This is a genomic window from Rathayibacter sp. AY1B8 (genome assembly GCF_002932775.1).
In the GTDB taxonomy this organism is placed as follows: Bacteria; Actinomycetota; Actinomycetes; order Actinomycetales; family Microbacteriaceae; genus Rathayibacter.
Map to the genome: position 1 here is coordinate 182,126 of NZ_PSWJ01000001.1, position 23,334 is coordinate 205,459.

Consider the following 23,334-nt stretch of genomic DNA (forward strand, 5'->3'; position numbering starts at 1 on the left):
CGCACCCCGGAAGCGCTCGCGCGGAGCGGGCGGCGCCGGGTCTGGATCGTGGTGCAGCCGGGGCCTCGCGAGGCGCCGTCGACCGAACCACATACAGCCTATGGGCAAAGCGGGGGCACTGTGACATCGCCCAGCGCTGGGGCCGGGGCCTTGTCGGAACCCGCCAGGATCGGCCGGGTCGAGCGCCTCAGAGGCCGCCGGACAGGCGCTCGACGGCCGCGTCGATCCGCTCGTCGGAGGCCGTCAGCGAGAGGCGCACGTGCTCGGGGAAGCCCTCCCCGTAGAAGACGCCGGGGCCCGCGAGGACGCCGAGGCGGGCGAGCCGGTCGATGGACTCCCAGGCCGGGCGGCCCTCGGTCGCCCACAGGTAGAGGCCGGCCTCGCTGCGGTCGATCCGGAAGCCCGCGGACTCGAGGGCGGGCCGGAGGCGGTCGCGGCGGGAGCGGTAGCGTTCCTTCTGCGCGGCGACGTGCTCGTCGTCGGCGAGGGCGACGATCATCGCCTCCTGCAGCGGACCGGGCACGATCATGCCCGCGTGCTTGCGGACGGTCACCAGGCGCGCGATCAGGGCCGCGTCCCCGGCGACGAAGGCGGCGCGGTAGCCGGCGAGGTTCGACTGCTTGCTCAGCGAATAGACGCCGAGGACCCCGGTGCGGTCCTCCCCCACCACGCGCGGGTCGAGGACGCTCGGGATCGGCTCGTCGGCCCAGCGGCCGTCCCAGCCGAGCTCGGCGTAGCACTCGTCCCCCGCGATCACGGCGCCCAGCTCACGGGCACGCGCGACGGCGCGCTGCAGGGCGGGCACGTCGAGCACGGCGCCGTCGGGGTTGCCGGGAGAGTTGAGCCAGACCAGGCGTGTCGTCGCGGGCCACTCGGCGGGGTCGTCGGAGGCGAGCGCCTCGGCGCCGGCGATCGCCGCGCCCATCGCGTACGTCGGGTAGGCGGCGCGCGGATGCACGACCACGTCCCCCTCCCCGAGTCCGAGGAGGAAGGGTAGCCAGGCGACGAGCTCCTTGGAGCCGATCGTCGGCAGGACCTCGTCGATCCCGAGGCCCTCGACTCCGCGCCGCCGCGCGTACCAGGCGGCGATCGCCTCGCGCAGAGCGGGGGTGCCCACGATAGTGGGGTACGCGTGCGAGTCCGTCGCGCGGGCGAGCGCGTCGCGGATCGGGGCGGGCGTCGGGTCCACCGGCGAGCCGATCGACAGGTCGACGATCCCGCCGGGGTGCTCCGCCGCCGTGCGGGCGAAGGGCGCCATCAGGTCCCAGGGGTAGTCGGGCAGCGCGCCGAGGGCCACGGGAGCGGCCTCAGTGGCTCTGCGGAGGCAGCGCCGCGATGACCGGGTGGTCCTTCGCGATCGCGCCGACCTTGGCGGCTCCGCCCGGGGAGCCGATCTCGTCGAAGAACTCGACGTTGGCCTTGTAGTAGTCGGACCACTCCTCGGGGAGGTCGTCCTCGTAGTAGATCGCCTCGACGGGGCAGACCGGCTCGCAGGCACCGCAGTCCACGCACTCGTCCGGGTGGATGTAGAGCGAGCGCTCGCCTTCGTAGATGCAGTCGACCGGGCACTCGTCGATGCAGGCGCGGTCTTTGACATCGACGCACGGAAGTGCGATCACGTAGGTCACGGTGCTCCAGGTCCCTTCGAACAGTGTCTCTATCGTACGGGGGCCGACGGGGCGTCGGCGTCCGCGGGCCGCGGGGCGGCGGCGGGAGCGGCCGCCCGCAGCCGCGGCCACGCGATCACGACGAGGGCGATGAGGGCGGGGAGGAAGGTCCAGGCCACGCCGAGGCCGTTCGCCGGGACGAGGACGGATCCGCCGGTGCTGCGCAGGGCGAGCAGCCCGATCATCCCGAGCAGGCCCATCGCGGTGCAGAACGCGACGAACCGGTCGATGAGCACGAGGCGCAGCCCGAGCAGGAGCAGCAGCACGCCGGCGAGGGAGGCGGCGAGGCCGACCGGGAGGACGACACCGCCGACCGACACGGTGCTCTGATGGGCGACGGTCGTGATCGCCCCGACCACCGCGCCGACCAGGACTCCGGCGACGCCCGACAGCACACGCGATCCGAGCGTCGGACGCTCCTCCGGCAGCGGCGCCGGACGGCCCGCCTGCGCGACCGGGCGGAAGCGCTCGATGCGGCCGATGGGGAACGGCGGACCGCTCGAGAGCCGGGCCTCGTCGCCCTCGACCACCAGCTGCGTCGCGTGCGCCTCGAGGGCCGCGCGCTTGCGGGCGTGGTCCTCGGCGGACAGCTCGATCACGACGTCCCCGGGGAGGGGCGGGGCCGCGTCGGGGAGGACGGCGAGGAAGCGCAGGCCCAGGCGCTCGGCGGCGCGCTCGGCGACCCGGGCGGTGCGGACGTGGTCCGGGTGGCCGTAGCCGCCGCCCGCGTCGTACGACAGCACGACGCCCGCGTCGACCTGCCGCAGGACAGCGACGAGATCGGCCACCTCCTCGTCCTCGGACGCGGCGGTGAAGGACGCGGGATGCACCGGCTCGAGCGGCACCGGGACGCGGCCGGGTCCCCACTGCATGCCGGAGTCCCGGTAGACGCGCGGAGCGAGGCCGGGTGCGCGGGCGCCCGCCTCGCCGAGGAAGCGGTGGTCGGCGACGCCGAGGGCCGTCAGGGCGACGACGAGCTCGGTCGTCCGATGCGCGGCCAGCTCGGCCGAGCCCTCGAGCGGAGCGAGGTCCTCGGGGATGACCTCGCCGCACTCGCCCCGCGTGGCGGTGACGACGGTGACGGAGGCGCCCTGCGCCACCAGCTGCGCCAGGGTCCCGCCCATGGTGATCGTCTCGTCGTCGGGGTGGGCGTGCACCGCAACCACCCGCTCCGCTGCTGCGTCCCGGCCCGCGTCCACTCTCCGCCTCTCGTCCTGCGCGGCCTCCGCTGCGGGCGCTTCTGGACAGCGACCGGGCAGCGGACTACAGTCGACCCGGGTTAGGCAAGGCTTACCGAACAACGGAGCCCCGCCGACCGGATCGACTCGGGGCGGGAGTCGCCCCCTCCTCGTCCACCATCGACCAAGAGAACACGCGTGCTCGCAAACTACCTCATCGGCCTCCGCGAAGGCCTCGAAGCTGGCCTCGTGGTCGGCATCCTCGTGGCCTACCTGACCAAGCTCGGCCGGCGCGACGTGCTGCCGCGGCTCTGGACCGGCATCGCCGCCGCGATCGCGATCTCGCTCGTCACCGGTGCGATCCTCACTTGGGGCCCCTCGACCCTGTCGTTCCAGGCTCAGGAGCTCATCGGCGGCGGCCTCTCGATCCTCGCGGTCGGCCTGGTCACCTGGATGATCTTCTGGATGGGCGCGAACGCCCGCAGCATGAAGGGCGACCTCGAGTCCCGGCTCGACGGCGCCGTCGCGGGGTCGGCCCTCGGCATCGTGGTCCTCGGCTTCATCAGCGTCGGCCGCGAGGGCATCGAGACGGCGCTCTTCGTCTGGGCGAGCGTGTCCTCGAGCACTGCGGGGTCGGGATCCAGCGCGTGGGTCGGCACGGTCGGCGCGATGCTGGGCATCCTCAGCTCGGTCGTCATCGCGTACCTGATCTTCCGGGGCTTCGTCCGGATCGACCTCGGGCGCTTCTTCACCTGGACGGGCGGCTTCCTCATCCTCGTCGCGGCCGGCGTCCTCTCCTACGGTGTCGGCGACCTGCAGGAGGCGTCGCTCCTGCCCGGCTGGGGCACCCCGCTGTTCTCGCTCGGCCCGATCCTCCCGCCGCCCGTGACCGCCGTGGTCGGCGGCCTCTTCAACTACACGCCCGAGCCGACCGCTCTGCAGTTCGCCGCCTGGCTGCTCTACCTCGTCGTCGTCGGCGCCCTGTTCGTCCGCCAGGTCCGCCTGCGCGGTCCGCGACGGGGCAGCGCGGCCCCGGTCGCCGCTCCCGCTCCCACCTCCGTCTGACCCGCTCCGGCACCGCCGGCGCACTCGCCCCGATCCAGGAGAAGCATGTCCTCGCGCGCTCGTCCCACCCTCCCCCGCGTCACCCTCGGCCTCGCCGGCGCCGGCGCCCTGGCGCTGATCCTCACGGGCTGCGTGCCGAACACTCCCGCGTCCTCCTCCTCCGCCGCGCTCGACGTCGCGATCAGGGACGACGCCTGCGAGGTGTCGACGGCGACCGCCGAGGCGGGAGCGGTGACGTTCTCACTGACCAACGGCGGCTCGGACGTCAACGAGTTCGAGATCCTGGCCGAGGACAAGCTGCGGATCGTGGGCGAGAAGGAGAACGTGACCCCGGGCCAGAGCGTCTCCTACGTCGCTCAGCTCGAGCCGGGCACCTACTACACCGCCTGCAAGTTCCAGCAGGTCGGCGCCCCGGTCGGGCTGAGCGAGTTCACCGTGACCGGTGAGGCCACCGCGCAGTCGGCGGACGAGAAGGCGGCGACGGAGGCGGCGGTCACCAACTACGTGGCGTACGTGAAGTCGCAGGTGGGCGAGCTGCTCCCCGCGGTGGCCGAGTTCGCCCAGGCCTACGAGGCCGGCGACGACGAGAAGGCGCGCGGCCTCTTCGCGTCGACCCGCGTCTTCTACGAGCGGATCGAGCCGACCGCGGAGGCGTTCGGCGACCTCGACCCGCGCATCGACTACCGCGAGGTCGACGCCGTCGCCGAGGGCCTGGACTGGACCGGCTTCCACCGCATCGAGAAGGACCTGTGGGCCCCCGCGGAGGGTGCGCTCAACTCCGACGGCACGAGCGCGCTCCTCGACTGGGCGCCCTCCACCCCCGAGCAGCGCGCGCAGTTCGGCCAGGGCCTCGTCGACGACGTGCAGAGCCTGGCCGACCTCGTGAACGCGCCCGGCTTCACCGTCTCGGTGGGCGACATCTCCAACGGCGCCATCGGCCTGCTCGACGAGGTCGCGGCCGGCAAGATCACGGGCGAGGAGGACTGGTGGTCGAGCACCGACCTCACCGATTTCGCCGCGAACGTCCAGGGCGCGGAGGTGGCGTTCGGCAACGTCGAGCCGATCGCGACCGCCAGCGGCGACGAGGGCGCCGACCTCACCGCACGGATCACGCAGCGGTTCTCCGAGCTCGACGCCCTGCTCGCGCAGTACGGCTCGATCGACTCCGGCTTCGCCGCGTACTCCACCGTCACCGCGGAGCAGAAGAAGGAGCTCTCGGACGCGGTCAACGCTCTCTCCGAGCCGCTCTCGCAGCTGACCCACACGGTGCTGGGCGTCGAGGAGCCGACCGCGTAGTGGACGCCGAGCAGCACGAGGGAGCCCGGCCGACGGAGTCCGAGCAGCCCGCCGACGAACCCCGCCGCCTCTCGCGGCGCGGGCTGCTCGGCCTCGTCTCGGCGGGGACGGCCGGGCTGGCCGCCGGAGTGGGCGGCACGGTGGCCGTCACATCGTCCGCGAGCGCGACGGCCTCCTCCGCCCCGCGCACCGTGCCGTTCTTCGGCGCGAACCAGGCGGGCATCACCACCGCCGCGCAGGACCGGCTGCACTTCGCCGCGTTCGACCTCGCCGCGGGCACCACGCGCGAGGACCTCGTCGAGCTCCTGAAGGACTGGACGCTCGCCGCCTCCCGGATGACCCAGGGCCTCGAGGTCGGCGAGAACGGCGCGGTGAACGGGCCGGACACGGCTCCCCCGGAGGACACCGGAGAGGCGCTCGGGCTCGACGCCGCGTCCCTCACCGTCACGGTCGGCTTCGGACCCACCCTCTTCACGGACGAGTCCGGCGCCGACCGCTTCGGCCTCGCCGACCGCCGGCCTCCTGAGCTGCAGGCCCTGCCCCGCTTCCGCGGCGACGCGCTCATCCCCTCGGCCGGCGGCGGCGACTTGTGCATCCAGGCCTGCGCCGACGATCCGCAGGTCGCCGTGCACGCCATCCGCAACCTGAGCCGGATCGCGTTCGGCCGGGCCTCGCTCCGCTGGTCTCAGCTCGGCTTCGGCCGAACCTCCTCGACGTCCACCGCCCAGGCGACTCCGCGCAACCTCTTCGGCTTCAAGGACGGCACGGCGAACGTGAAGTCCGAGGAGGCCGACGCCGTCCAGGAGCACGTCTGGGTCCCCTCTTCCGACGGCCCCGCGTGGATGGTCGGCGGCAGCTACCTGGTCGCGCGGAAGATCCGGATGATCATCGAGACGTGGGACCGCAGCCAGCTGGGCGAGCAGGAGCGGGTCATCGGCCGCAGCAAGGGGTCCGGAGCGCCGCTCTCGGGCGGCACGGAGTCCACCGAGCCGGACTTCGCAGCGGCCGGCGCCACCGGTGCCCCGCTGATCGATCAGGAGTCGCACGTGCGCCTCGCGCATCCGAGCGTGAACAACGGGGTGCGGCTCCTGCGCCGCGGCTACAACTTCGTCGACGGCAACGACGGGCTCGGACGCCTGAACGCGGGGCTGTTCTTCCTCTCGTTCCAGCGCTCCCCGGAGCAGTTCGTCACCGTGCAGCGGAACCTCGCGACGGACGCGCTGAACGAGTACGTGAAGCACGTCGGCTCGGCCGTGTTCGCGGTGCCGCCCGGTGCCCGCGACGAGACCGACTTCCTCGGCTCCGGCCTCTTCGCCTGATCCCTGAGAGGACCCGCACTCCGTCCCAGGATCCGGCGGGCGCACTCCACGGCGCGCCGAAGCCTGCGCCCGTAGCGTCGTCGGCGATGTCCGGGAACAGTGCGAGAAGCGGCCTGACCAAGCGCGAGCGCCAGGAGCTCGCCCGAGCGCAGGCGCGGGAGCGCCGCGAAGCGGAGAGGCGCCGGCGGCGCCGGAACCGGCTGCTCGGGCAGGGCGGAGCGGTCGTCGGGCTCCTCGCGGTCGTGGCCCTGGTCTGCTGGAACGTCTGGTCGCAGCAGGAGGTCGCGAGCGCCGGCCCGGCGAACATGCTCAGCGACGGCATCGTCCTCGCGGGCGACGGCTCGGCCGTGTCGGCGACGACGACCGCGGCACTCGCTCCGGGAGCCTCCCCCGTCCCGACCGACGAGAGCGCCACGCGGGCGGGCGGAGTCGTCGCCGTCGACCTCTACGTCGACTACCTCTGCCCGTACTGCGGGCAGTTCGAGAAGGCGAACGCCGAGCAGTTGCAGTCGTGGCTGACGAAGGGGGCGATCACGCTCGAGATCCACCCGGTGGCGATCCTCGACTCCTCCTCGGCCGGCTCCGAGTACTCCAGCCGGGCCGCGAACGCCGCGGCGTGCGTCGCCGACGAGGATCCGGACCGCTTCCTCGCCGTGAACGCGGCGCTCTTCGCGCAGCAGCCGGCGGAGGGGTCGACCGGCCTCGACGACGACGCTCTGCGGGCGCTGGTGACCGGAGCGGGCGTCACCGACGACGACGTCCTCGCCTGCATGACCGCGGGCGAGTTCCGGCCCTGGGTGAAGGCCGCGACCGAGCGGGCCACCTCGCTCCCCCTCGCGAACTCCTCGCTGCCGAAGCTCGAGTCGACGCCCACCGTGCTGGTGAACGGCGAGCAGTACACGGGGAAGCCGGACGACGCGGCGGCGTTCGTCTCCTTCGTCACCTCGACGCTCGAGGCGGAGTCCTCGACCCCCTCTCCCTCTCCGAGTCCGGCGGGCTGATCCGGACCGCGAGGGACGGGATCGGCGCTGCACGCTGCAGCACCGGGCGGAGACGACGAGACCGGCCGGAGCATCGCTCCGGCCGGTCTCGTCGTGGGCGGGCGCCGAGGCGCCCGGGGCTCAGCCCTGCTTCTTGAGGCGGCTCGTCATGCGCGCGCGGGCGTTCGCATCGAGCTCCACCTTGCGGATGCGGACGACCTCGGGGGTGACCTCGACGCACTCGTCCTCGCGGGCGAACTCGAGGCACTCCTCGAGCGTCAGCTGACGCGACGGCGTCATCGACTCGAAGGTGTCGGAGGTGGACTGACGCATGTTGGTCAGCTTCTTCTCCTTGGTGATGTTGACGTCCATGTCGTCGTTGCGCGAGTTCTCGCCGATCACCATGCCCTCGTAGACCTCCTCGGTGGGGTTCACGAAGAAGGTCATCCGCTCCTGGAGCGCGATGATGGCGAACGGGGTCACGACGCCGTTGCGGTCCGCGACGATCGACCCGTTGTTGCGGGTGACGATCGCGCCGGCCCACGGCTCGTAGCCGTGCAGGATCGCGTTCGCGATGCCGGTGCCGCGGGTGGTGGTGAGGAACTCGGTGCGGAAGCCGATCAGGCCGCGCGACGGGACGATGAACTCCATGCGGACCCAGCCGGTGCCGTGGTTCGACATGCCGTCCATGCGGCCCTTGCGGGCGGCGAGGAGCTGCGTGATCGCGCCGAGGTACTCCTCCGGAGCGTCGATCGTCAGGTGCTCGAAGGGCTCGTGCGTCTTGCCGTCGACCTGGCGGGTGACCACCTGGGGCTTGCCGACGGTCAGCTCGTAGCCCTCGCGGCGCATCTGCTCGACGAGGATGGCCAGCGCGAGCTCGCCGCGGCCCTGGACCTCCCACGAGTCGGGGCGTCCGATGTCGACGATCTTGAGCGACACGTTTCCGATGAGCTCGCGGTCGAGGCGGTCCTTGACCATGCGCGCCGTGAGCTTGTGGCCCTTGACCTTGCCGACGAGCGGCGAGGTGTTGGTGCCGATCGTCATCGAGATCGCCGGGTCGTCGACCGTGATGGCCGGCAGCGGGCGGATGTCCTCGGGGTCGGCGATGGTCTCGCCGATGGTGATCTCGGGGAAGCCCGCGATCGCGACGATGTCGCCGGGGCCCGCGGACTCGGCCGGGTAGCGGTCGAGCGCCCTGGTGATCAGCAGCTCGGTGATGCGCGCGTTGGTGTGGGTGCCGTCGTGGTGGACCCAGGCGACCGTCTGCCCCTTCTTGATCGTGCCGTTGAAGACGCGGAGGAGGGCGAGGCGGCCGAGGAACGGCGACGCGTCGAGGTTGGTGACGTGGGCCTGGAGGGGCGCGTCGTCGTCGTAGGTCGGCGCGGGGATGTGCTTGAGGATCGCCTCGAACAGCGGCTCCAGGTCCTCGGCGTCCGGCAGCGTGCCGTCCTCGGGCTTGTTCGCCGAGGCGCGACCGGCCTTGCCGGAGGCGTAGACCACGGGGACGTCGAGGATCGCGTCGAGGTCGAGGTCCGGCACGTCGTCGGCCATGTCCGAGGCGAGGCCGAGGAGCAGGTCCTGGCTCTCGGCGACGACCTCGTCGATGCGCGCGTCGGGGCGGTCGGTCTTGTTGACCAGGAGGATGACGGGGAGCTTCGCCTCGAGCGCCTTGCGCAGCACGAAGCGGGTCTGGGGCAGCGGGCCCTCGGACGCGTCGACGAGGAGGCAGACGCCGTCGACCATCGACAGGCCGCGCTCGACCTCGCCGCCGAAGTCGGCGTGGCCCGGGGTGTCGATGACGTTGATGGTGATGGGACCGTCGCTCGCGTGCTTGCCGCTGTACGAGACAGCGGTGTTCTTCGCGAGGATCGTGATGCCCTTCTCGCGCTCGAGCTCGTTGGAGTCCATCGCGCGCTCGTCCACGTGGGCGTGCGCGTCGAAGGAGTTCGTCTGCTTGAGCATGGCGTCGACCAGCGTGGTCTTGCCATGGTCGACGTGGGCGACGATCGCGACGTTGCGCAGGTCGGAGCGGGTGGCACTTGCCATGGATACGGACTCGTCTCGTGTTCTCGTGCAAAAGGGGGACCATCCATCGTACCGCAGCGAGGCGTCCGCACGGCGAAGGGCCCCGGATCCCCGCTCCGGAGGGCTCCGAGGAGCGCTCCAGGCGGGGCCGGGGCCCAGGTGACGGTCGGTCAGACCGCGAACTCGATGCCGGCGCCGGGGATGGCGTCGAGCAGCTCGCGGGTGTACTCCTGCTGCGGCGAGTCGAACACGGTGTCCGTCGGGGCGTGCTCGACGATCCTGCCCTTCTGCATCACGCAGACGTCGTCGGCGATCACGCGGACCACCGCCAGGTCGTGCGTGATGAACAGGTAGGTCAGCCCGAGCTCGGCCTGCAGGTCGGCGAGGAGGCGGAGGATCTGCGCCTGGACGAGGACGTCCAGAGCCGACACGGCCTCGTCGAGCACCACGATCTCCGGCTTCAGCGCGAGTGCGCGGGCGATCGCCACGCGCTGGCGCTGGCCGCCGGAGAGCTCGTTCGGGTACCGGCTCGCGATCACGCGCGGGAGGGACACCTGGTCGAGCAGCTCGAGGACGCGCTCGCGCTGCGACGTCCGGTCGCCGACCTTGTGCACCCGCAGCGGCTCCGAGATGGTGTTGCCGATGTTGTGCAGCGGGTCGAGCGAGCCGTACGGGTCCTGGAACACCGGCTGCATGGAGCGCCGGAGCGCCAGCATGTCGCGGCCCTTGAGCTTCTCTGTCCGGCGACCGGCGATCGAGATCGCTCCGGACGTCGCCGTCTCGAGGCCCAGCACCAGGCGGGCGATCGTCGACTTGCCCGATCCGGACTCGCCCACGAGCGCCGTGGTGGTGCCCTTCGGGATCGAGAACGACACGTTGTCGACGGCGGTGAAGTCCTCGGCCTTCAGGCCGCCGCGGCGGATCTTGAAGACCTTCGTGAGGCCGTCGACCTCGATCATCGGGGCGCCCGAGGCGACCGCGCCGGCGTGGTGCGCGGCGCCCGCGCCGAGCAGGTCGACCTCGCGCACGGCCTCCGACTCGCCGGAGACCGACTCCACGGCCCGGCCGGCCGTCGACTGGATGCGGCGCGACGCGAGGCTGGGCGCCGCCGCGATCAGGCGCTGCGTGTAGGGGTGCTGCGGGTTCTGCAGCACCTCCACCGAGGCGCCGGACTCGACGATGCGGCCCTTGTACATGACGATGAGCTTCTCGGCGCGCTCGGCGGCGAGGCCCAGGTCGTGCGTGATGAAGAGCAGCGCGGTGCCGTCGGTCTTCGTCAGAGTCTCGAGGTGGTCGAGGATCCGGCGCTGGACCGTGACGTCGAGCGCCGAGGTGGGCTCGTCGGCGATCAGCAGCTGGGGAGCCGCGGCCAGGCCGATGCCGATCAGCACGCGCTGGCGCATGCCGCCCGAGAACTGGTGCGGGAACTGCTTGAGGCGCTTCTCCGCGTCGGCGAGGCCCGCGTTCTGCAGGACCTCGATCGCCTTGGCGCGCACCTCCTTGCGACCGGTCGCGAGGCCGTTGGCCTTGATGGTCTCCTCGACCTGGAAGCCGACCGACCACACGGGGTTCAGGTTCGACATCGGGTCCTGCGGGACGTAGCCGATCCGGCGGCCGCGGATGTCCTCGAGCTCGGTCCTCGTCGCCTTCGCGAGGTCCTTGCCGTCGAACAGCACGGAGCCGGCGGTGACCTGGCCGGTGCCGGGGAGCAGGCCGATGATCGCGGCGGCGGTCGTCGACTTGCCGGAGCCCGACTCCCCCACGATCGCGACGGTCTGGCCGTGCTCGATCGTGAGGCTCACGCCGCGGAGGGCGGGGACCAGTCCGCTGCCGGTCTGGAAGCCGACCTCGAGGTCGGTGACCTCGAGCAGCGGCCCGTGCGGTGCGTTCGGTGTCGTGGCGGTCATCGGAGGGCCCTCGCCTTCGGGTCGAGCGCGTCGCGGAGCGATTCGCCGAGGAGGATGAAGCTCAGCACCGTGACCGTCAGGGCGATCGACGGGTAGATCAGCGTCTGCGGGTTGGTGCGCAGATCGCGCTGGGCCTGGCTGATGTCGTTGCCCCACGACATGACCGAGCCGGGCAGGCCGACGCCGAGGAACGACAGCGTCGCCTCCGCGGTGATGGCCGCGCCGAGCGAGATCGTCGTGACGACGATGACGGGAGCGATCGAGTTCGGCAGCACGTGCCGGAACAGGATCGCCATGCGGGAGAGGCCGGTCGCGGTGGCGGCGCCGACGAAGTCGGCCTGCTTCACGCGGAGGACCTCGGAGCGCAGGACGCGCGCCGTCGTCGGCCAGGCGAACGCGCCGATCGCCAGGGCGATGACGAACACGTTCCGGTAGGCCGAGAAGACGGACATGATGACGACCGCGGCGAGGATGTAGGGGATCGAGAAGAAGATGTCGCCGAGGCGCATGATCACGGTGTCGACCCAGCCGCCGAAGAAGCCGGCCAGAGCGCCGCCGATGACGCCGGAGACCGTCGTGATCACGATCACGATGAGGCCGACGGTCAGCGACGTGGACGTGCCGTGGATGATCCGCGAGAAGACGTCGCACCCCTGCTTGGTGTAGCCGAGCAGGCTGCCGTCGCCGGGGCCCTGGTTGCTGAACGAGAGCGCGCACTGGCGGGGGTCCACCGAGGTGAACAGGCCCGGGAACAGCGCGACGGCGATGATGACGAGGATCAGGACGCCCGAGATCCAGAACATGGGCCGCTTGCGCAGGTCGCGCCACGCGTCGGTCCAGAGGTTGCTGGGCTTCTCGTCGAGGCTGACGGCGTCGACCGACGCGATCGGCGTCTCCTCGAGCGGGGCCACGAAGTGGTCGATGCGGCGGGCCTTCTGCGCGCCGCCGGTGGACTCATTTGGCATAGCGGATCCTCGGGTCGAGTACGGCGTAGAGCAGGTCGACGAGGATGTTCACCACGAGGTAGAACAGCACCATGACCGTGACGAAGGAGACGACGGTCGGCCGCTCACCTCGGATGATCGCCTGATAGAGCGTGTTCCCGACTCCGGGAACGTTGAAGATGCCCTCGGTCACGGTCGCGCCGACGATCAGGAGGCCGAAGTCGGCTCCGAACTGCGTCGTGACCGGGATGAGCGAGTTGCGCAGGACGTGCACGGGGATGACGCGGCGTCGCGAGAGCCCCTTGCTGTACGCGGTGCGGACGAAGTCCGAGCCGGCCGTCTCGATGACCGAGCCGCGCGTGAGGCGGATGGCCGACGCGACCACGAACAGGGCGAGCACGATCGCGGGCAGCAGCAGCCTCTGGAACGACGCGTCGGCTCCGACGGTCGGAGGGAACCATCCCAGCTGGATCGCGAAGAAGGACTGCGCGATGAAGCAGAGCACGAAGATCGGCACCGACACGAGCAGGAGGCTGACGACCAGGGCGCTCGCGTCGAAGAAGCTGCCCTTGCGCAGACCGCTGATGAGGCCGATGGTCAGCGCGACGACGATCTCGATGACGATCGCCATCATGGCGAGCGTCAGTGTGACCGGGAAGGTGCGGGCGAGGATCTCGTTGACGGACTGGCCGGAGAACGAGATGCCGAAGTCGCCGCGGACGACGCCTCCCAGGTAGTACAGGTACTGGACGAAGAAGGGCTCGTTCAGGTGGTACTGCTCCTCGAGGCGGGCGAGGAGTGCGGGGCTCGGCGTCTTGTCGCCGAAGAGCGACAGGAGCGGGTTCCCCGGCATGGAGAAGACCATGAAGTAGATGAGGAACGTGGTGCCGATGAGCACGGGGACGGCTTGCAGGATGCGTCGGACGATGTAGGCGAGCATGTCAGCCCAGCCGGTTCCGGAGTCGCATGGATGGGGACCTCATTCGATTGTGACCGAAACAGGGCGCTCCGCCCGTGCCGTGACCTGGTGGCCGACGGCACGGGCGAAGCGCCCCAGTGGTTCGAGCTTAGTTCTTGGTGATCTCGTAGTAGAGCGGCACCGAGTTCCAGCCGAGCTCGACGTTCGACACGCCCTCGCCGTAGCCGCCGGTCACGTTCGCGTACCACAGGGGCAGCGACGGGAGGTCCTTCAGGAGGATCTCCTGGGCCTGCTGGAACGTCTTGTTCGCAGCGTCGGCGTCGGCGTCCGACAGGCCCTGCTGGAGCAGGGTGTCGAACTCGGGGTTCGAGTAGTCGCCGTCGTTGGACGAGGCGCCGGTCACGTAGAGCGGTCCGAGGAAGTTGTAGAGGCTCGGGTAGTCGGCCTGCCATCCGGTCCGGAACGCGGTCTCGATCGAGCGGTCGACGATCTTGGTGCGCGCCTCGGCGAAGGTCGGGTACGCGTCGCCCTCGGCGTCGATGCCCAGCGTGTTCTTGATCGAGTTGGTCACCGCGTCGACCCAGCCCTGGTGGCCGCCGTCGGCGTTGTAGGCGATCTTGAAGGTGCCGTCCCAGGGGCTGATCGCGTCGGCCTGAGCCCACAGCGCCTTGGCCTCGTCGGGGTTGTACTCGAGCACGTCGGCGCCGGAGAGGGCGTCGCTGTAGCCGTCGATCACCGGGGAGGTGAAGTCGGAGGCCGGGGTGCGGGTGCCCTCGAAGATCACGTCGGTGATCTCCTTGCGGTCGAAGGACATCGAGATCGCCTGGCGGCGGAGCTGGCCCTCCTCGCCGTCGAAGTGCGGGAGACGGCCCGGGATGGTGAAGGACTGGAACACGGCCGAGGGCTGGTTCACGGCGCGGTCGCCGAGGTCGCTCTCGAAGGTGCCGAAGGCGGAGTCCGGGATCTGGTCGATCACGTCGACGTTGCCGCCGAGGAGGTCGGCGTAGGAGGCGTCCTGGGTGGCGTAGAAGACGATCTTCAGGCCGCCGTTCTGGGCCTCGCGGGGGCCGGTGTACTCGTCGTTCTTGACGAGCTCGATCTGGACGTCGTGCTGCCACGCGTCGTCGCCGTCGAGCTTGTACGGGCCGTTGCCGATCGGGTTCTCACCGAAGGCGGCCATGTCGTCGAACGCGGCGGCGGGCAGCGGGTAGTACGCCGAGTAGCCGAGGCTGATCGGGAAGTCCGACTGCGGGGACTTGAGAGCGACGGTGAAGGTGGTGTCGTCCACGGCCTTGAGGCCGGTGAGCTCGCTGTCCTCGGTGTCGCTGAAGCCCTCGAAGTTCGAGAAGAACGACGCGCTGAGCTGGTTGTTCGACAGCTTGGCGCCGTAGTTCCAGGCGTCGATGAACGAGGTGGAGGTGACCGGGTCGCCGTTCGTGAAGGTCAGACCCGACTTGATTTTGATCGTGTAGTTCTGCGCGTCGTCCGACTCGATGGACTCGGCGACGTCGTTCTCGGGGGCGCCCTTGGCGTCGTAGTAGACCAGGCCCGCGAAGATCTCGTCGAGGATCTTGCCGCCGCCCACCTCGTTGGTGTTCGTCGGGATCAGCGGGTTCTGCGGCTCGGAGCCGTTCGTGGAGATGATCGCGGCGGCGTCGCCTCCCGATGCACCTCCGCCCGAGTCGTTCGAGCTGCTGCAGCCGGCCAGGACCAGCGTGCTCGCGGCGACGAGCGCCAGAGCCCCGAATCCGTAACGTCTGATGTTCACTATTCCTCCAGTGATGTGGGGGCGCGCGAGAAGTGGTTTCCCTGACGCGTGGAGTGCCGTGCGCGTGGCGACGGCGGCGGCGCACGAGACTGGTGGCCGTCGCGCGGATGCCTTCAACGAGACTATGTATTCGCCCGCTATCTGCACAAAAGCATGTGGCAACCGTTACACAGCGGTAACCGGGAGGTGGAATCCTTGCGCTGTTCTGCACGAAACGTGCGTACCGGGCGGCCGTCGCGCAACACATCGACTTCAGAGGAGACGCACGGAGTGTCCACCGACCTGTCAGGATCCGCGCCCGGACGGCGCCGGATCCGCATCGAGATCCTGCTGGTCCTCGGGCTCTCGCTGGGCGCCTCCGCGGTCTACTCGGTGGTCTCCATCGCCAACCGGCTCACCCGCTCGACCGCACTGGCCGACCAGACCGCGACGATCAACGGCGCCCTCAGCGACCGCCCGGGCTTCGACCTCGTCTACCAGCTGCTCGCGCTCTTCTTCGACCTGGTGCCGGTGGCCCTCTGCGCGTTCCTGCTCTGGCAGAGCTCGGGCCGTCCGCTCGGGCGCCTGGGGCTCGACCTGCGCCGGCCGTTCGCGGACCTGGGGACCGGGACCGTCCTCGCGGTGGCGATCGGCGCGCCGGGCATCGCGCTGTACGCCGTCGGACGCGCGCTGGGCATCACCGTGGCGGTGGTGGCCTCGCCGCTGGACGCGTACTGGTGGACGGTGCCCGTGCTCGTGCTCTCCGCGATCCGGGCGGGAGTGCAGGAGGAGGTCGTCGTGATCGGGTACCTCTTCGCCCGCCTGGGCGATCTGGGCTGGGGGCGGTGGCGGATCCTGGTGACCAGTGCGCTGCTCCGGGGCAGCTACCACCTGTACCAGGGCATCGGGCCCTTCATCGGGAACGTGGTCATGGGCCTGGTGTTCGGACTGTTCTACCAGCGCTTCGGCCGCACCCTGCCCCTGGTGATCGCCCACTCGATCATCGACATCGTCTCGTTCGTCGGGTACCCGCTGGCCGTCGCCCTCTGGCCCGAGCTGTTCGCGCCGCCGGCTCCGCGGCCGTGACGACGGACTGATCGCATCCGAGGAGCCGCAGGACCGCGCCGCGCTCGACGGCGGCTCTCAGGAGCCGGGGCGTGACACCCGCACGATGGAGCCGCTCGCTCGTCGCGACTCCGTCGAGCCCTGCCAGCACCTCCACCACGCGTTCCCCACGGTCGGGCTCCCTCGTGCATCGGGATCGCCGTGCGCCGTTCCCCCCGGATCGGGAGGACTGCGACCCACTCCGCGCCTGTGCGGGACCGCCGGTATCCGCAGCCGAGGGTGGGAGATGACAGGACAGGCTCGAGGCTCCGTTCCTGCTCTCTCACCCTCGGTTGCGGACGAGCGCGTGCGGGCGGATCAGGCGAAGGCCTCGATGGGCGGGCAGGCGCAGACGAGGTTGCGGTCGCCGTAGGCCTGGTCGATCCGGCGGACCGGCGGCCAGTACTTGCCGCGCACCAGCGAGCGGACCGGGTAGACGGCCTCCTCGCGGCTGTACGGGTGCGTCCACTCCTCGGCCGTCAGGCACTCGGCGGTGTGCGGGGCGCCACGCAGCGGGTTGTCGTCCACCGGCCACTCCCCCGCGCCGACGCGGTCGGCCTCGGCCCGGATCCCGATCATCGCGTCGATGAAGCGGTCGATCTCGGCGAGGTCCTCGCTCTCCGTCGGCTCGACCATCAGGGTCCCGGCGACGGGGAAGCTCATGGTCGGGGCGTGGAAGCCGTAGTCGACGAGGCGCTTGGCGACGTCGTCCACGGTCACTCCGGTCGCCGCCGTCAGCGGACGGATGTCGAGGATGCACTCGTGGGCGACGAGCCCGTTGTCCCCCGTGTAGAGCACCGGGTAGTGCTCGCGGAGGCGCGCGGCGACGTAGTTGGCCGAGAGGACGGCCGCCCCGGTCGCGGCCCGCAGGCCCTCCTCGCCCATCATCCGGGCGTACGCCCACGAGATCGGCAGGATGCCGGGGCTGCCGTAGGGCGCTGCCGACACCGGTGCGCCGCCGTGGACGATCCGCTCGCCCTGCGTGCCCACGCCGTGCTCGAGCCGCTGCGCGAGCGGGTGACCGGGCAGGAACGGCGCGAGGTGCGCCTTCGCGGCGACGGGACCGACGCCGGGACCGCCTCCGCCGTGCGGGATGCAGAACGTCTTGTGCAGGTTGAGGTGCGAGACGTCGCCGCCGAAGTCTCCGAAGCGGGCGAAGCCCAGAAGCGCGTTGAGGTTCGCGCCGTCCACGTACACCTGTCCGCCGGCCTCGTGGACGAGGCGGCAGATCTCGGCGACCTCGTGCTCGTAGACGCCGTGGGTCGACGGGTAGGTGATCATCAGCGCGGCGAGGGAGCCCGCGTGCTCGGCGATCTTCGCCCGGAGGTCGTCCAGGTCGACGTTGCCGAGCTCGTCGCAGGCCACGACGACGACGCGCATGCCGGCGAGGACCGCGCTCGCGGCGTTGGTGCCGTGGGCGCTCGAGGGGATCAGGCAGACCGTGCGGTCCTCGTCGCCGTTCGACCTGTGCCAGCCGCGGATCGCCAGCAGGCCCGCGAGCTCGCCCTGCGAGCCGGCGTTGGGCTGGAGCGACACGGAGTCGTAGCCGGTGAGGTGGGCGAGCCACCCCTCCAGCTGGTCGATCAGCGCCAGCGAGCCCTGCACGTCCGCCTCGGGGGCGAACGGGTGCAGGTCCGCGAACTCGGGCCAGCTGACCGCATCCATCTCGGTGGCGGCGTTGAGCTTCATGGTGCAGGAGCCGAGCGGGATCATGCCGCGGTCCAGCGCGTAGTCCGAGTCGGCGAGGCGCTTGAGGTAGCGCATCATCGAGGTCTCGCTGTGGTGGCTGCTGAAGACCGGGTGCACGAGGAAGGGCGTGCGGCGGTCGAGCTCGGCGGGGATGCTCCGCGCGGAGCCGCCGAGGAAGCCGAACGACGAGTCCAGCTGCCCGACGGCGGACGCGACGGTGATCACCTCGAGGTCGGTGACCGTCTCGTCGATCGACACCGAGACCGTGTCGGCGTCGACCAGGCGCACGTCGAAGCCGGCCTCGCGGGCGCGGGCGACCGCCGCCTCCGCACCGCCGGGCACGACGACCGAGACGGTGTCGAAGAAGTCGGCGTGCCGGAGGGAGTGGCCCCGGTCGAGGAGGAGGCGCGCGAGGAGCGCGGCCCGGCCGTGCACGCGCTCGGCGATCGCGGCGAGCCCGTCCGGCCCGTGGTAGACCGCGTACATCGCCGCCATGACCGCCAGGAGGACCTGCGCGGTGCAGATGTTCGAGGTCGCCTTCTCGCGGCGGATGTGCTGCTCGCGGGCCTGGAGGGACAGGCGGTAGGCGGGGTGGCCGTCCGCGTCCTGGCTGACGCCGACGAGGCGGCCGGGCAGCTGGCGCTCGAGTCCCTTGCGGACGGCGAGGTAGCCGGCGTGCGGTCCTCCGAAGCCCAGCGGGACGCCGAAGCGCTGCGTGGTGCCGACCGCGACGTCCGCGCCGAGCTCGCCCGGCGAGCGCACCAGGGTCAGCGCGAGCAGGTCGGCGGCGACGACGGCCAGGCCGCCGTGGGCCTTCACCGCGGCGAGCACCGCCGACGGGTCCCAGAGGTGCCCGGACGCGCCGGGGTACTGCACGAGGGCGCCGAAGCACTCCGGCACCTCCTCCGCGGCGGTGCGCGAGAGCGGGAGCTCGACGATGCGGATGCCGACGGCCTCCGCCCGGCCGCGCAGCAGCGCGAGGGTCTGCGGGAGAGCGTCGGAGTCGACGACGAAGACGTCGGTGCGCGCCTTCGAGGCGCGGCGCGCGAGCAGCATCGCCTCGACGACGGCCGTGCCCTCGTCGAGCATCGACGCGCCGGCCGTGTCGAGGCCGGTGAGGTCGGAGACCATCGTCTGGAAGTTGATCAGCGCCTCCAGGCGCCCCTGCGAGATCTCGGGCTGGTACGGGGTGTAGGCCGTGTACCAGCTGGGGTTCTCGAGCACGTTGCGCTTGATCACGGCGGGGGTGTGCGTGCCGTAGTAGCCGAGGCCGATCATCGGCCGACGCACCGTGTTCCTCGCGGCGAGGGCGCGCAGCTCGGCGAGCGCCTCCGTCTCGGTGGCCGGAGCGGGCAGCACCTGCGGGAGGTCGCGGACGTGGATCGACTCGGGGACGGCGGCGGTGACGAGCTCCTCCACGGAGTCGTAGCCGAGAGCCGCGAGCATGGTGCGCTGCGCGTCGGCGTCGGTCCCGATGTGGCGGGACTCGAAGGCGCCGGGGGTCCTGGTGGCCGCCATCTACTCGCCGACCAGCTCGGTGTAGGCGGCCGAGTCGAGGAGGCCGTCGGGCAGGGCGTCGAAGCGGACCCGGATCAGCCACCCCTCGCCGAACGGGTCGGAGTTGACGAGCTCGGGGCTGTCGACGACGGCCGTGTTGGCCTCGAGGACCTCGCCGTCGACGGGGGCGAACAGCTCGCCCACCGACTTGGTCGACTCGATCTCGCCGACGACGCTGCCGCCCTCGACGCGGGCTCCCGCCTCGGGGAGCTCGACGAAGACGACGTCGCCCAGCTTGTCGGCGGCGTAGGCGGTGATGCCGACGGTCGCGACCTCTCCGTCGACCCGGATCCACTCGTGGTCGGAGGTGTACTGCAGCTCGGTGGGCACGGCCATGTCAGTTCTTCTTTCTCGAGTAGAAGGGGAGCTCGGTGACGGTCATCGGGAGGCGCGTGCCGCGGATGTCGACGGCGAGCGCCGTCCCGGGCTGCGCGGAGGCGGGGGCGACGTAGGCCATCGCGATCGGGACGCCCAGGGTCGGCGACAGGACGCCGCTGGTGACCACTCCGACCTCGTCGTCGCCGGAGAGGACGGTGTAGTCGGCACGGGCGGCGCGGCGGCCCTCGCCGACGAGCCCGACGAGCACAGGAGCTTCTCCGGAGGGACCCTCCTCGCTGGCCGCGCGGCCGACGAAGTCGATCGGCTTCCCGAAGGCGACGACGCGGCCGAGGCCGGCCTGTGCGGGGAAGACGTCGCGGGAGAGCTCGTGGCCGTAGAGCGGCATGCCCGCCTCGAGGCGGAGGGTGTCGCGGGCGGCGAGGCCGGCGGGGACGAGGCCCGCTCCGGAGCCGGTCTCGGCGAGAGCCTGCCAGAGCGCGGGAGCGGAGTCGGGCGAGACGTAGATCTCGAAGCCGTCCTCGCCTGTGTACCCGGTGCGCGCGATCAGGATCGGGTGCGCCTCGAAGGTCGCGGGCACGGCGCGGTAGTAGCGCAGCTCCGCGAGCAGGCGGGCGGCGTCGTCCGTGTCGAGCACCGACTCCGCTCCCCGCTCGGTCTCGACGGCGAGGCCCTGGACGTTCTGCAGGATCTCGAGCGAGCGCGGGCCCTGCAGCGCGATGAGGGCGACGTCGTCGCTCTCGTCGAACAGCTCGCACTCGAACATCGCGGTGCGGTCGCGGAGCGTCTCGACGACGATGTGCCGGTTGGCCGCGTTCGCGACGACCATGAAGCGGTCCTCGCCCGTGCGGTAGACGACGAGGTCGTCGATCACGCCGCCCGTGCGCTCCAGGAGGAGGGTGTACTTCGCGCGGCCGGCGGCGACGGCCGAGATGTCGCTCGCCAGCGCGTAGTCGAGGGCGTCGACCGCCTCGGGGCCGACGACGAGGATCTCGGCCATGTGCGAGAGGTCGAAGAGGCCGGCGGCGGTGCGCACGGCGTGGTGCTCGGCGAGATCGCCGGAGTAGCGGACCGGCATCTGCCACCCGGCGAAGTCGGTGAAGGACGCGCCGGCGGCGACGTGCACCTCGTGCAGGGGCGAGTAGCGGGCTTCGGGGCTGGTCGTCGGGGTCTCGGACATGAGTTCTCCATTTCGTCGCAGTGCTGGACTCGCGCCGCGTTCGCGGCAGAGCACAGCAGTGCCGTGGGAACTCCCCCTCTGTCGTGGAGCCTGAGAGATTCGCGCCGCCCCGAGGGGTCGAGCGCTTTCACCATGGGCGGATCCGAGCGGATCGCTTTCCAGAGTGGCCAGTTCGACGCGGTACAAGACCTGAGAGATTGGCGGGGAGGCTTGCTCCTTCGGTGCCGACCGGAGTCGGCTCTCCCGCGTCGCGTATTGCGGCCCGGTATTCGGTTGTGCGGTCAGCCTAGCGGGCGGGGCGGGCCCTTAGCGGCGTGTCGCTTCTCCCGCTAGGTGTTCAGGTGTTGGTGACACTAAGGTGATCCCAGCACTTACAGTCGGTGCGACTCTTAGTAGGGGGCATCGGATGCCGGACGTGCAGCTCGCCGTGTCGACGGTGATCTTCGCCCTGCGGCCGCACCCGGAGACCGGAGCGAGCACCGTCTGGATCCCCGTCGTCCGGCGCATCCGCGAGCCGTTCGAGGGACTCTGGGCACTGCCCGGCGGACCGCTGCATCCGGACGAGGATCTCGCCGAGTCGGCCCGCCGCACTCTCCGCGAGACCACGGGCCTGGCTCCGCGCTACCTCGAGCAGCTCTACGCCGTCGGCGGCACCGACCGCTCCCCCGGCGAGGACCGCGTCGTGTCGATCGTCTACTGGGCGCTCGTGCGCTCCGCCGAGGCCGACGAGGCCATCGTGGGAGAGAACGTCGCCTGGCTCTGCACCGATCTGCCGCTCGAGCTCGCCTTCGACCACGGACTGATCGTCGACTACGCCCTCTGGCGCCTGCGCAACAAGATGGAGTACTCCCGCATCGCGCAGGCCTTCCTCGGCGGCGCCTTCACCCTGTCCCAGCTGCGGGAGGTCCACGAGGCCGTCCTGCAGAAGCCCCTCGACCCGGCCAACTTCCGCCGGACGATCGAGAGCTCCGGCACCGTGGTGCCCACCGGGGAGCGCCTGACGGGCACCCGCCACCGTCCCCCGCGCCTCTACCGCTACGACGAGTCGGCGGCGCTCGCCGACAACGGCCCGCTGCCCGTCTGAGCGCGCCGCCCGACTCCCCCACCCGCCTCACGAGGAGAACACCGTGACATCCGTCGACAGCACCATCCGGCTCATCGAGGGCGGCTCCGCGCCCGGCGCCACCTGCGCGCCCGAGCTCGCGGAGGCCCCCTGGTCGTTCGACCTCGGCCTGCCCGCCTACGGGCCCGGCGCCTCCCAGGCCGACCCGATCCCGGCCGACGCCCCGGTCCAGGGACGTCTGCCGGAGGAGTACACGACGGCGAGCGCCGACGAGCTGCACCACCGCATCCTCGCGGCGAAGGAGACGCTCGGCGAGCGGGTCGTCGTGCTCGGGCACTTCTACCAGCGGGACGAGGTGGTGCAGTACGCCGACTACGTGGGCGACTCGTTCCAGCTGGCGAAGGCGGCGACGAGCCGGCCCGACGCCGAGGCCATCGTCTTCTGCGGCGTGCACTTCATGGCGGAGACGGCCGACATCCTCTCCGGACCGGAGCAGGCCGTGATCCTCCCGAACCTGGCGGCCGGCTGCTCGATGGCGGACATGGCCGACATCGACTCCGTCGAGGACGCGTGGGCCGAGCTCACCGAGCTCTACGGCACCGAGCCGGACGCCGACGGCCGCGTGCCGCTCGTCCCGGTCACGTACATGAACTCCTCGGCCGCGCTGAAGGCGTTCTGCGGCCGCAACGGAGGCGTGGTCTGCACCTCCTCGAACGCGGCGACCGTTCTCGAGGACGCGTTCGCGCGCGGGCAGCGGGTGCTGTTCTTCCCCGACCAGCACCTCGGCCGCAACACCGCCAAGGCGATGGGCGTGCCGCTGGAGCGGATGCCGATGTGGAACCCGCGCAAGCCGCAGGGCGGCTCCGACACTGCGACGCTCCTGGACGCACAGGTGATCCTCTGGCACGGCTTCTGCTCGGTGCACAAGCGCTTCACGACGGCCCAGATCGCGAAGGCGCGCGCCGAGCACCCGGGCGTGCGCGTGATCGTGCACCCGGAGTGCCCGATGGCGGTCGTCGACGCGGCCGACGAGTACGGCTCGACCGACTACATCGTGAAGGCGATCCAGGCGGCACCCGCGGGATCGACCTTCGCGATCGGCACCGAGATCAACCTGGTGCAGCGCCTCGCCGTCCAGTACCCGCAGCACACGATCTTCTGCCTCGACGACGTGGTCTGCCCCTGCTCGACCATGTACCGCATCCACCCCGGCTACCTCGCCTGGGTGCTCGAGGGACTGGTCGCGGGGACGGTGCTCAACCGGATCGAGGTCGCGGAGTCGGTGCAGGCCGAGGCGCGCATCGCCCTCGAGCGGATGCTCGCGGCCGTTCCGCCCGCCGGGCCGGCGGCGGTCTGAC

The 23,334-nt window shown here is 71.3% G+C and carries 18 protein-coding genes and 1 riboswitch; of the genes, 7 read left to right on the forward strand and 11 right to left on the reverse strand.

The features are described 5' to 3' along the window. Positions 1 to 187: 187 nt before the first annotated feature. Genes dapC through C5C63_RS00835 form a run of 3 tightly spaced genes read right to left on the reverse strand, consistent with a single transcriptional unit; the run spans position 188 to position 2,833 of the window. Complete coding sequence (dapC, locus tag C5C63_RS00825) at positions 188 to 1,297, reverse strand: succinyldiaminopimelate transaminase (protein ID WP_104325331.1); 1,110 nt, start codon at positions 1,295 to 1,297, stop codon at positions 188 to 190. A 10-nt stretch (positions 1,298 to 1,307) separates the two neighbouring features. Further along, the gene (gene fdxA / locus C5C63_RS00830; protein ID WP_104325332.1) at positions 1,308 to 1,628 is read right to left on the reverse strand and encodes a ferredoxin; all 321 of its coding nucleotides are present in this window, start codon (positions 1,626 to 1,628) and stop codon (positions 1,308 to 1,310) included. 29 nt (positions 1,629 to 1,657) lie between these two features. Further along, positions 1,658 to 2,833, reverse strand: a complete 1,176-nt coding sequence (locus C5C63_RS00835) for a PIG-L family deacetylase (protein WP_146086336.1) — start codon at positions 2,831 to 2,833, stop codon at positions 1,658 to 1,660. A 210-nt stretch (positions 2,834 to 3,043) separates the two neighbouring features. Here C5C63_RS00835 and efeU point away from each other — a divergent pair, with 210 nt between their 5' ends. The 4 genes from efeU to C5C63_RS00855 all read left to right on the forward strand — a co-directional run bounded on the left by efeU (position 3,044) and on the right by C5C63_RS00855 (position 7,526). Beyond that, on the forward strand, positions 3,044 to 3,910 hold the full coding sequence (gene efeU / locus C5C63_RS00840; RefSeq protein WP_104225548.1) for an iron uptake transporter permease EfeU: 867 nt from the start codon (positions 3,044 to 3,046) through the stop codon (positions 3,908 to 3,910). Positions 3,911 to 3,955: 45 nt separating this feature from the next. Beyond that, positions 3,956 to 5,206 carry an iron uptake system protein EfeO gene (efeO, locus tag C5C63_RS00845; protein ID WP_104325334.1) on the forward strand — a complete coding sequence of 417 codons (1,251 nt, stop codon included), beginning with the start codon at positions 3,956 to 3,958 and terminating at the stop codon, positions 5,204 to 5,206. Continuing rightward, positions 5,206 to 6,525, forward strand: coding sequence for an iron uptake transporter deferrochelatase/peroxidase subunit (gene efeB, locus C5C63_RS00850; protein ID WP_104325335.1), 1,320 nt, complete (start codon positions 5,206 to 5,208; stop codon positions 6,523 to 6,525). The genes efeO and efeB overlap by 1 nt, the downstream gene beginning before the upstream one ends. An 86-nt stretch (positions 6,526 to 6,611) precedes the next feature. Then, on the forward strand, positions 6,612 to 7,526 hold the full coding sequence (locus C5C63_RS00855) for a thioredoxin domain-containing protein (RefSeq protein WP_104323903.1): 915 nt from the start codon (positions 6,612 to 6,614) through the stop codon (positions 7,524 to 7,526). 120 nt (positions 7,527 to 7,646) lie between these two features. Here the strand turns inward: C5C63_RS00855 and typA are convergent, their stop codons facing one another. The 5 genes from typA to C5C63_RS00880 form a co-directional block, all read right to left on the reverse strand. Then, entirely contained in the window at positions 7,647 to 9,551 is a 1,905-nt protein-coding gene (gene typA / locus C5C63_RS00860) for a translational GTPase TypA (RefSeq protein WP_104225544.1), read from the reverse strand. 149 nt (positions 9,552 to 9,700) lie between these two features. Then, positions 9,701 to 11,437, reverse strand: a complete 1,737-nt coding sequence (locus C5C63_RS00865) for an ABC transporter ATP-binding protein (protein WP_104325336.1) — start codon at positions 11,435 to 11,437, stop codon at positions 9,701 to 9,703. Further along, positions 11,434 to 12,402: an ABC transporter permease gene (locus C5C63_RS00870; protein WP_104222976.1), complete on the reverse strand. Its 969-nt coding sequence runs from the start codon at positions 12,400 to 12,402 to the stop codon at positions 11,434 to 11,436. Before C5C63_RS00870 ends, C5C63_RS00865 begins: the two co-directional genes overlap by 4 nt. Next, complete coding sequence (locus C5C63_RS00875; RefSeq protein WP_104222975.1) at positions 12,392 to 13,321, reverse strand: ABC transporter permease; 930 nt, start codon at positions 13,319 to 13,321, stop codon at positions 12,392 to 12,394. Before C5C63_RS00875 ends, C5C63_RS00870 begins: the two co-directional genes overlap by 11 nt. Positions 13,322 to 13,448: 127 nt before the next feature. Next, positions 13,449 to 15,068, reverse strand: a complete 1,620-nt coding sequence (locus C5C63_RS00880; protein ID WP_104325337.1) for an ABC transporter substrate-binding protein — start codon at positions 15,066 to 15,068, stop codon at positions 13,449 to 13,451. 270 nt (positions 15,069 to 15,338) lie between these two features. On the opposite strand from C5C63_RS00880, the gene C5C63_RS00885 reads away from it, so the two are divergent. Further along, positions 15,339 to 16,133, forward strand: a complete 795-nt coding sequence (locus tag C5C63_RS00885; protein WP_258065360.1) for a CPBP family intramembrane glutamic endopeptidase — start codon at positions 15,339 to 15,341, stop codon at positions 16,131 to 16,133. Between the two features lie 336 nt (positions 16,134 to 16,469). Here the strand turns inward: C5C63_RS00885 and gcvP are convergent, their stop codons facing one another. From gcvP to gcvT, 3 genes are read right to left on the reverse strand one after another with little or no spacing between them, the layout of a single operon-like run. Continuing rightward, positions 16,470 to 19,358 (reverse strand): aminomethyl-transferring glycine dehydrogenase, encoded by a 2,889-nt coding sequence (gene gcvP / locus C5C63_RS00890; RefSeq protein ID WP_104325338.1) that lies wholly within the window; start codon positions 19,356 to 19,358, stop codon positions 16,470 to 16,472. Next, on the reverse strand, positions 19,359 to 19,733 hold the full coding sequence (gene gcvH / locus C5C63_RS00895; RefSeq protein WP_104237541.1) for a glycine cleavage system protein GcvH: 375 nt from the start codon (positions 19,731 to 19,733) through the stop codon (positions 19,359 to 19,361). Position 19,734: 1 nt separating this feature from the next. After that, complete coding sequence (gcvT, locus tag C5C63_RS00900) at positions 19,735 to 20,913, reverse strand: glycine cleavage system aminomethyltransferase GcvT (protein WP_104325339.1); 1,179 nt, start codon at positions 20,911 to 20,913, stop codon at positions 19,735 to 19,737. Between the two features lie 168 nt (positions 20,914 to 21,081). After that, positions 21,082 to 21,169: riboswitch (glycine riboswitch) on the reverse strand. Positions 21,170 to 21,319: 150 nt separating this feature from the next. Here gcvT and C5C63_RS00905 point away from each other — a divergent pair. Both C5C63_RS00905 and nadA read left to right on the forward strand, forming a co-directional pair. After that, the gene (locus tag C5C63_RS00905; RefSeq protein ID WP_104291543.1) at positions 21,320 to 21,997 is read left to right on the forward strand and encodes an NUDIX domain-containing protein; all 678 of its coding nucleotides are present in this window, start codon (positions 21,320 to 21,322) and stop codon (positions 21,995 to 21,997) included. A gap of 43 nt (positions 21,998 to 22,040) precedes the next feature. Then, positions 22,041 to 23,333 carry a quinolinate synthase NadA gene (gene nadA, locus C5C63_RS00910; RefSeq protein ID WP_104222968.1) on the forward strand — a complete coding sequence of 431 codons (1,293 nt, stop codon included), beginning with the start codon at positions 22,041 to 22,043 and terminating at the stop codon, positions 23,331 to 23,333. Position 23,334 lies beyond the last annotated feature (1 nt).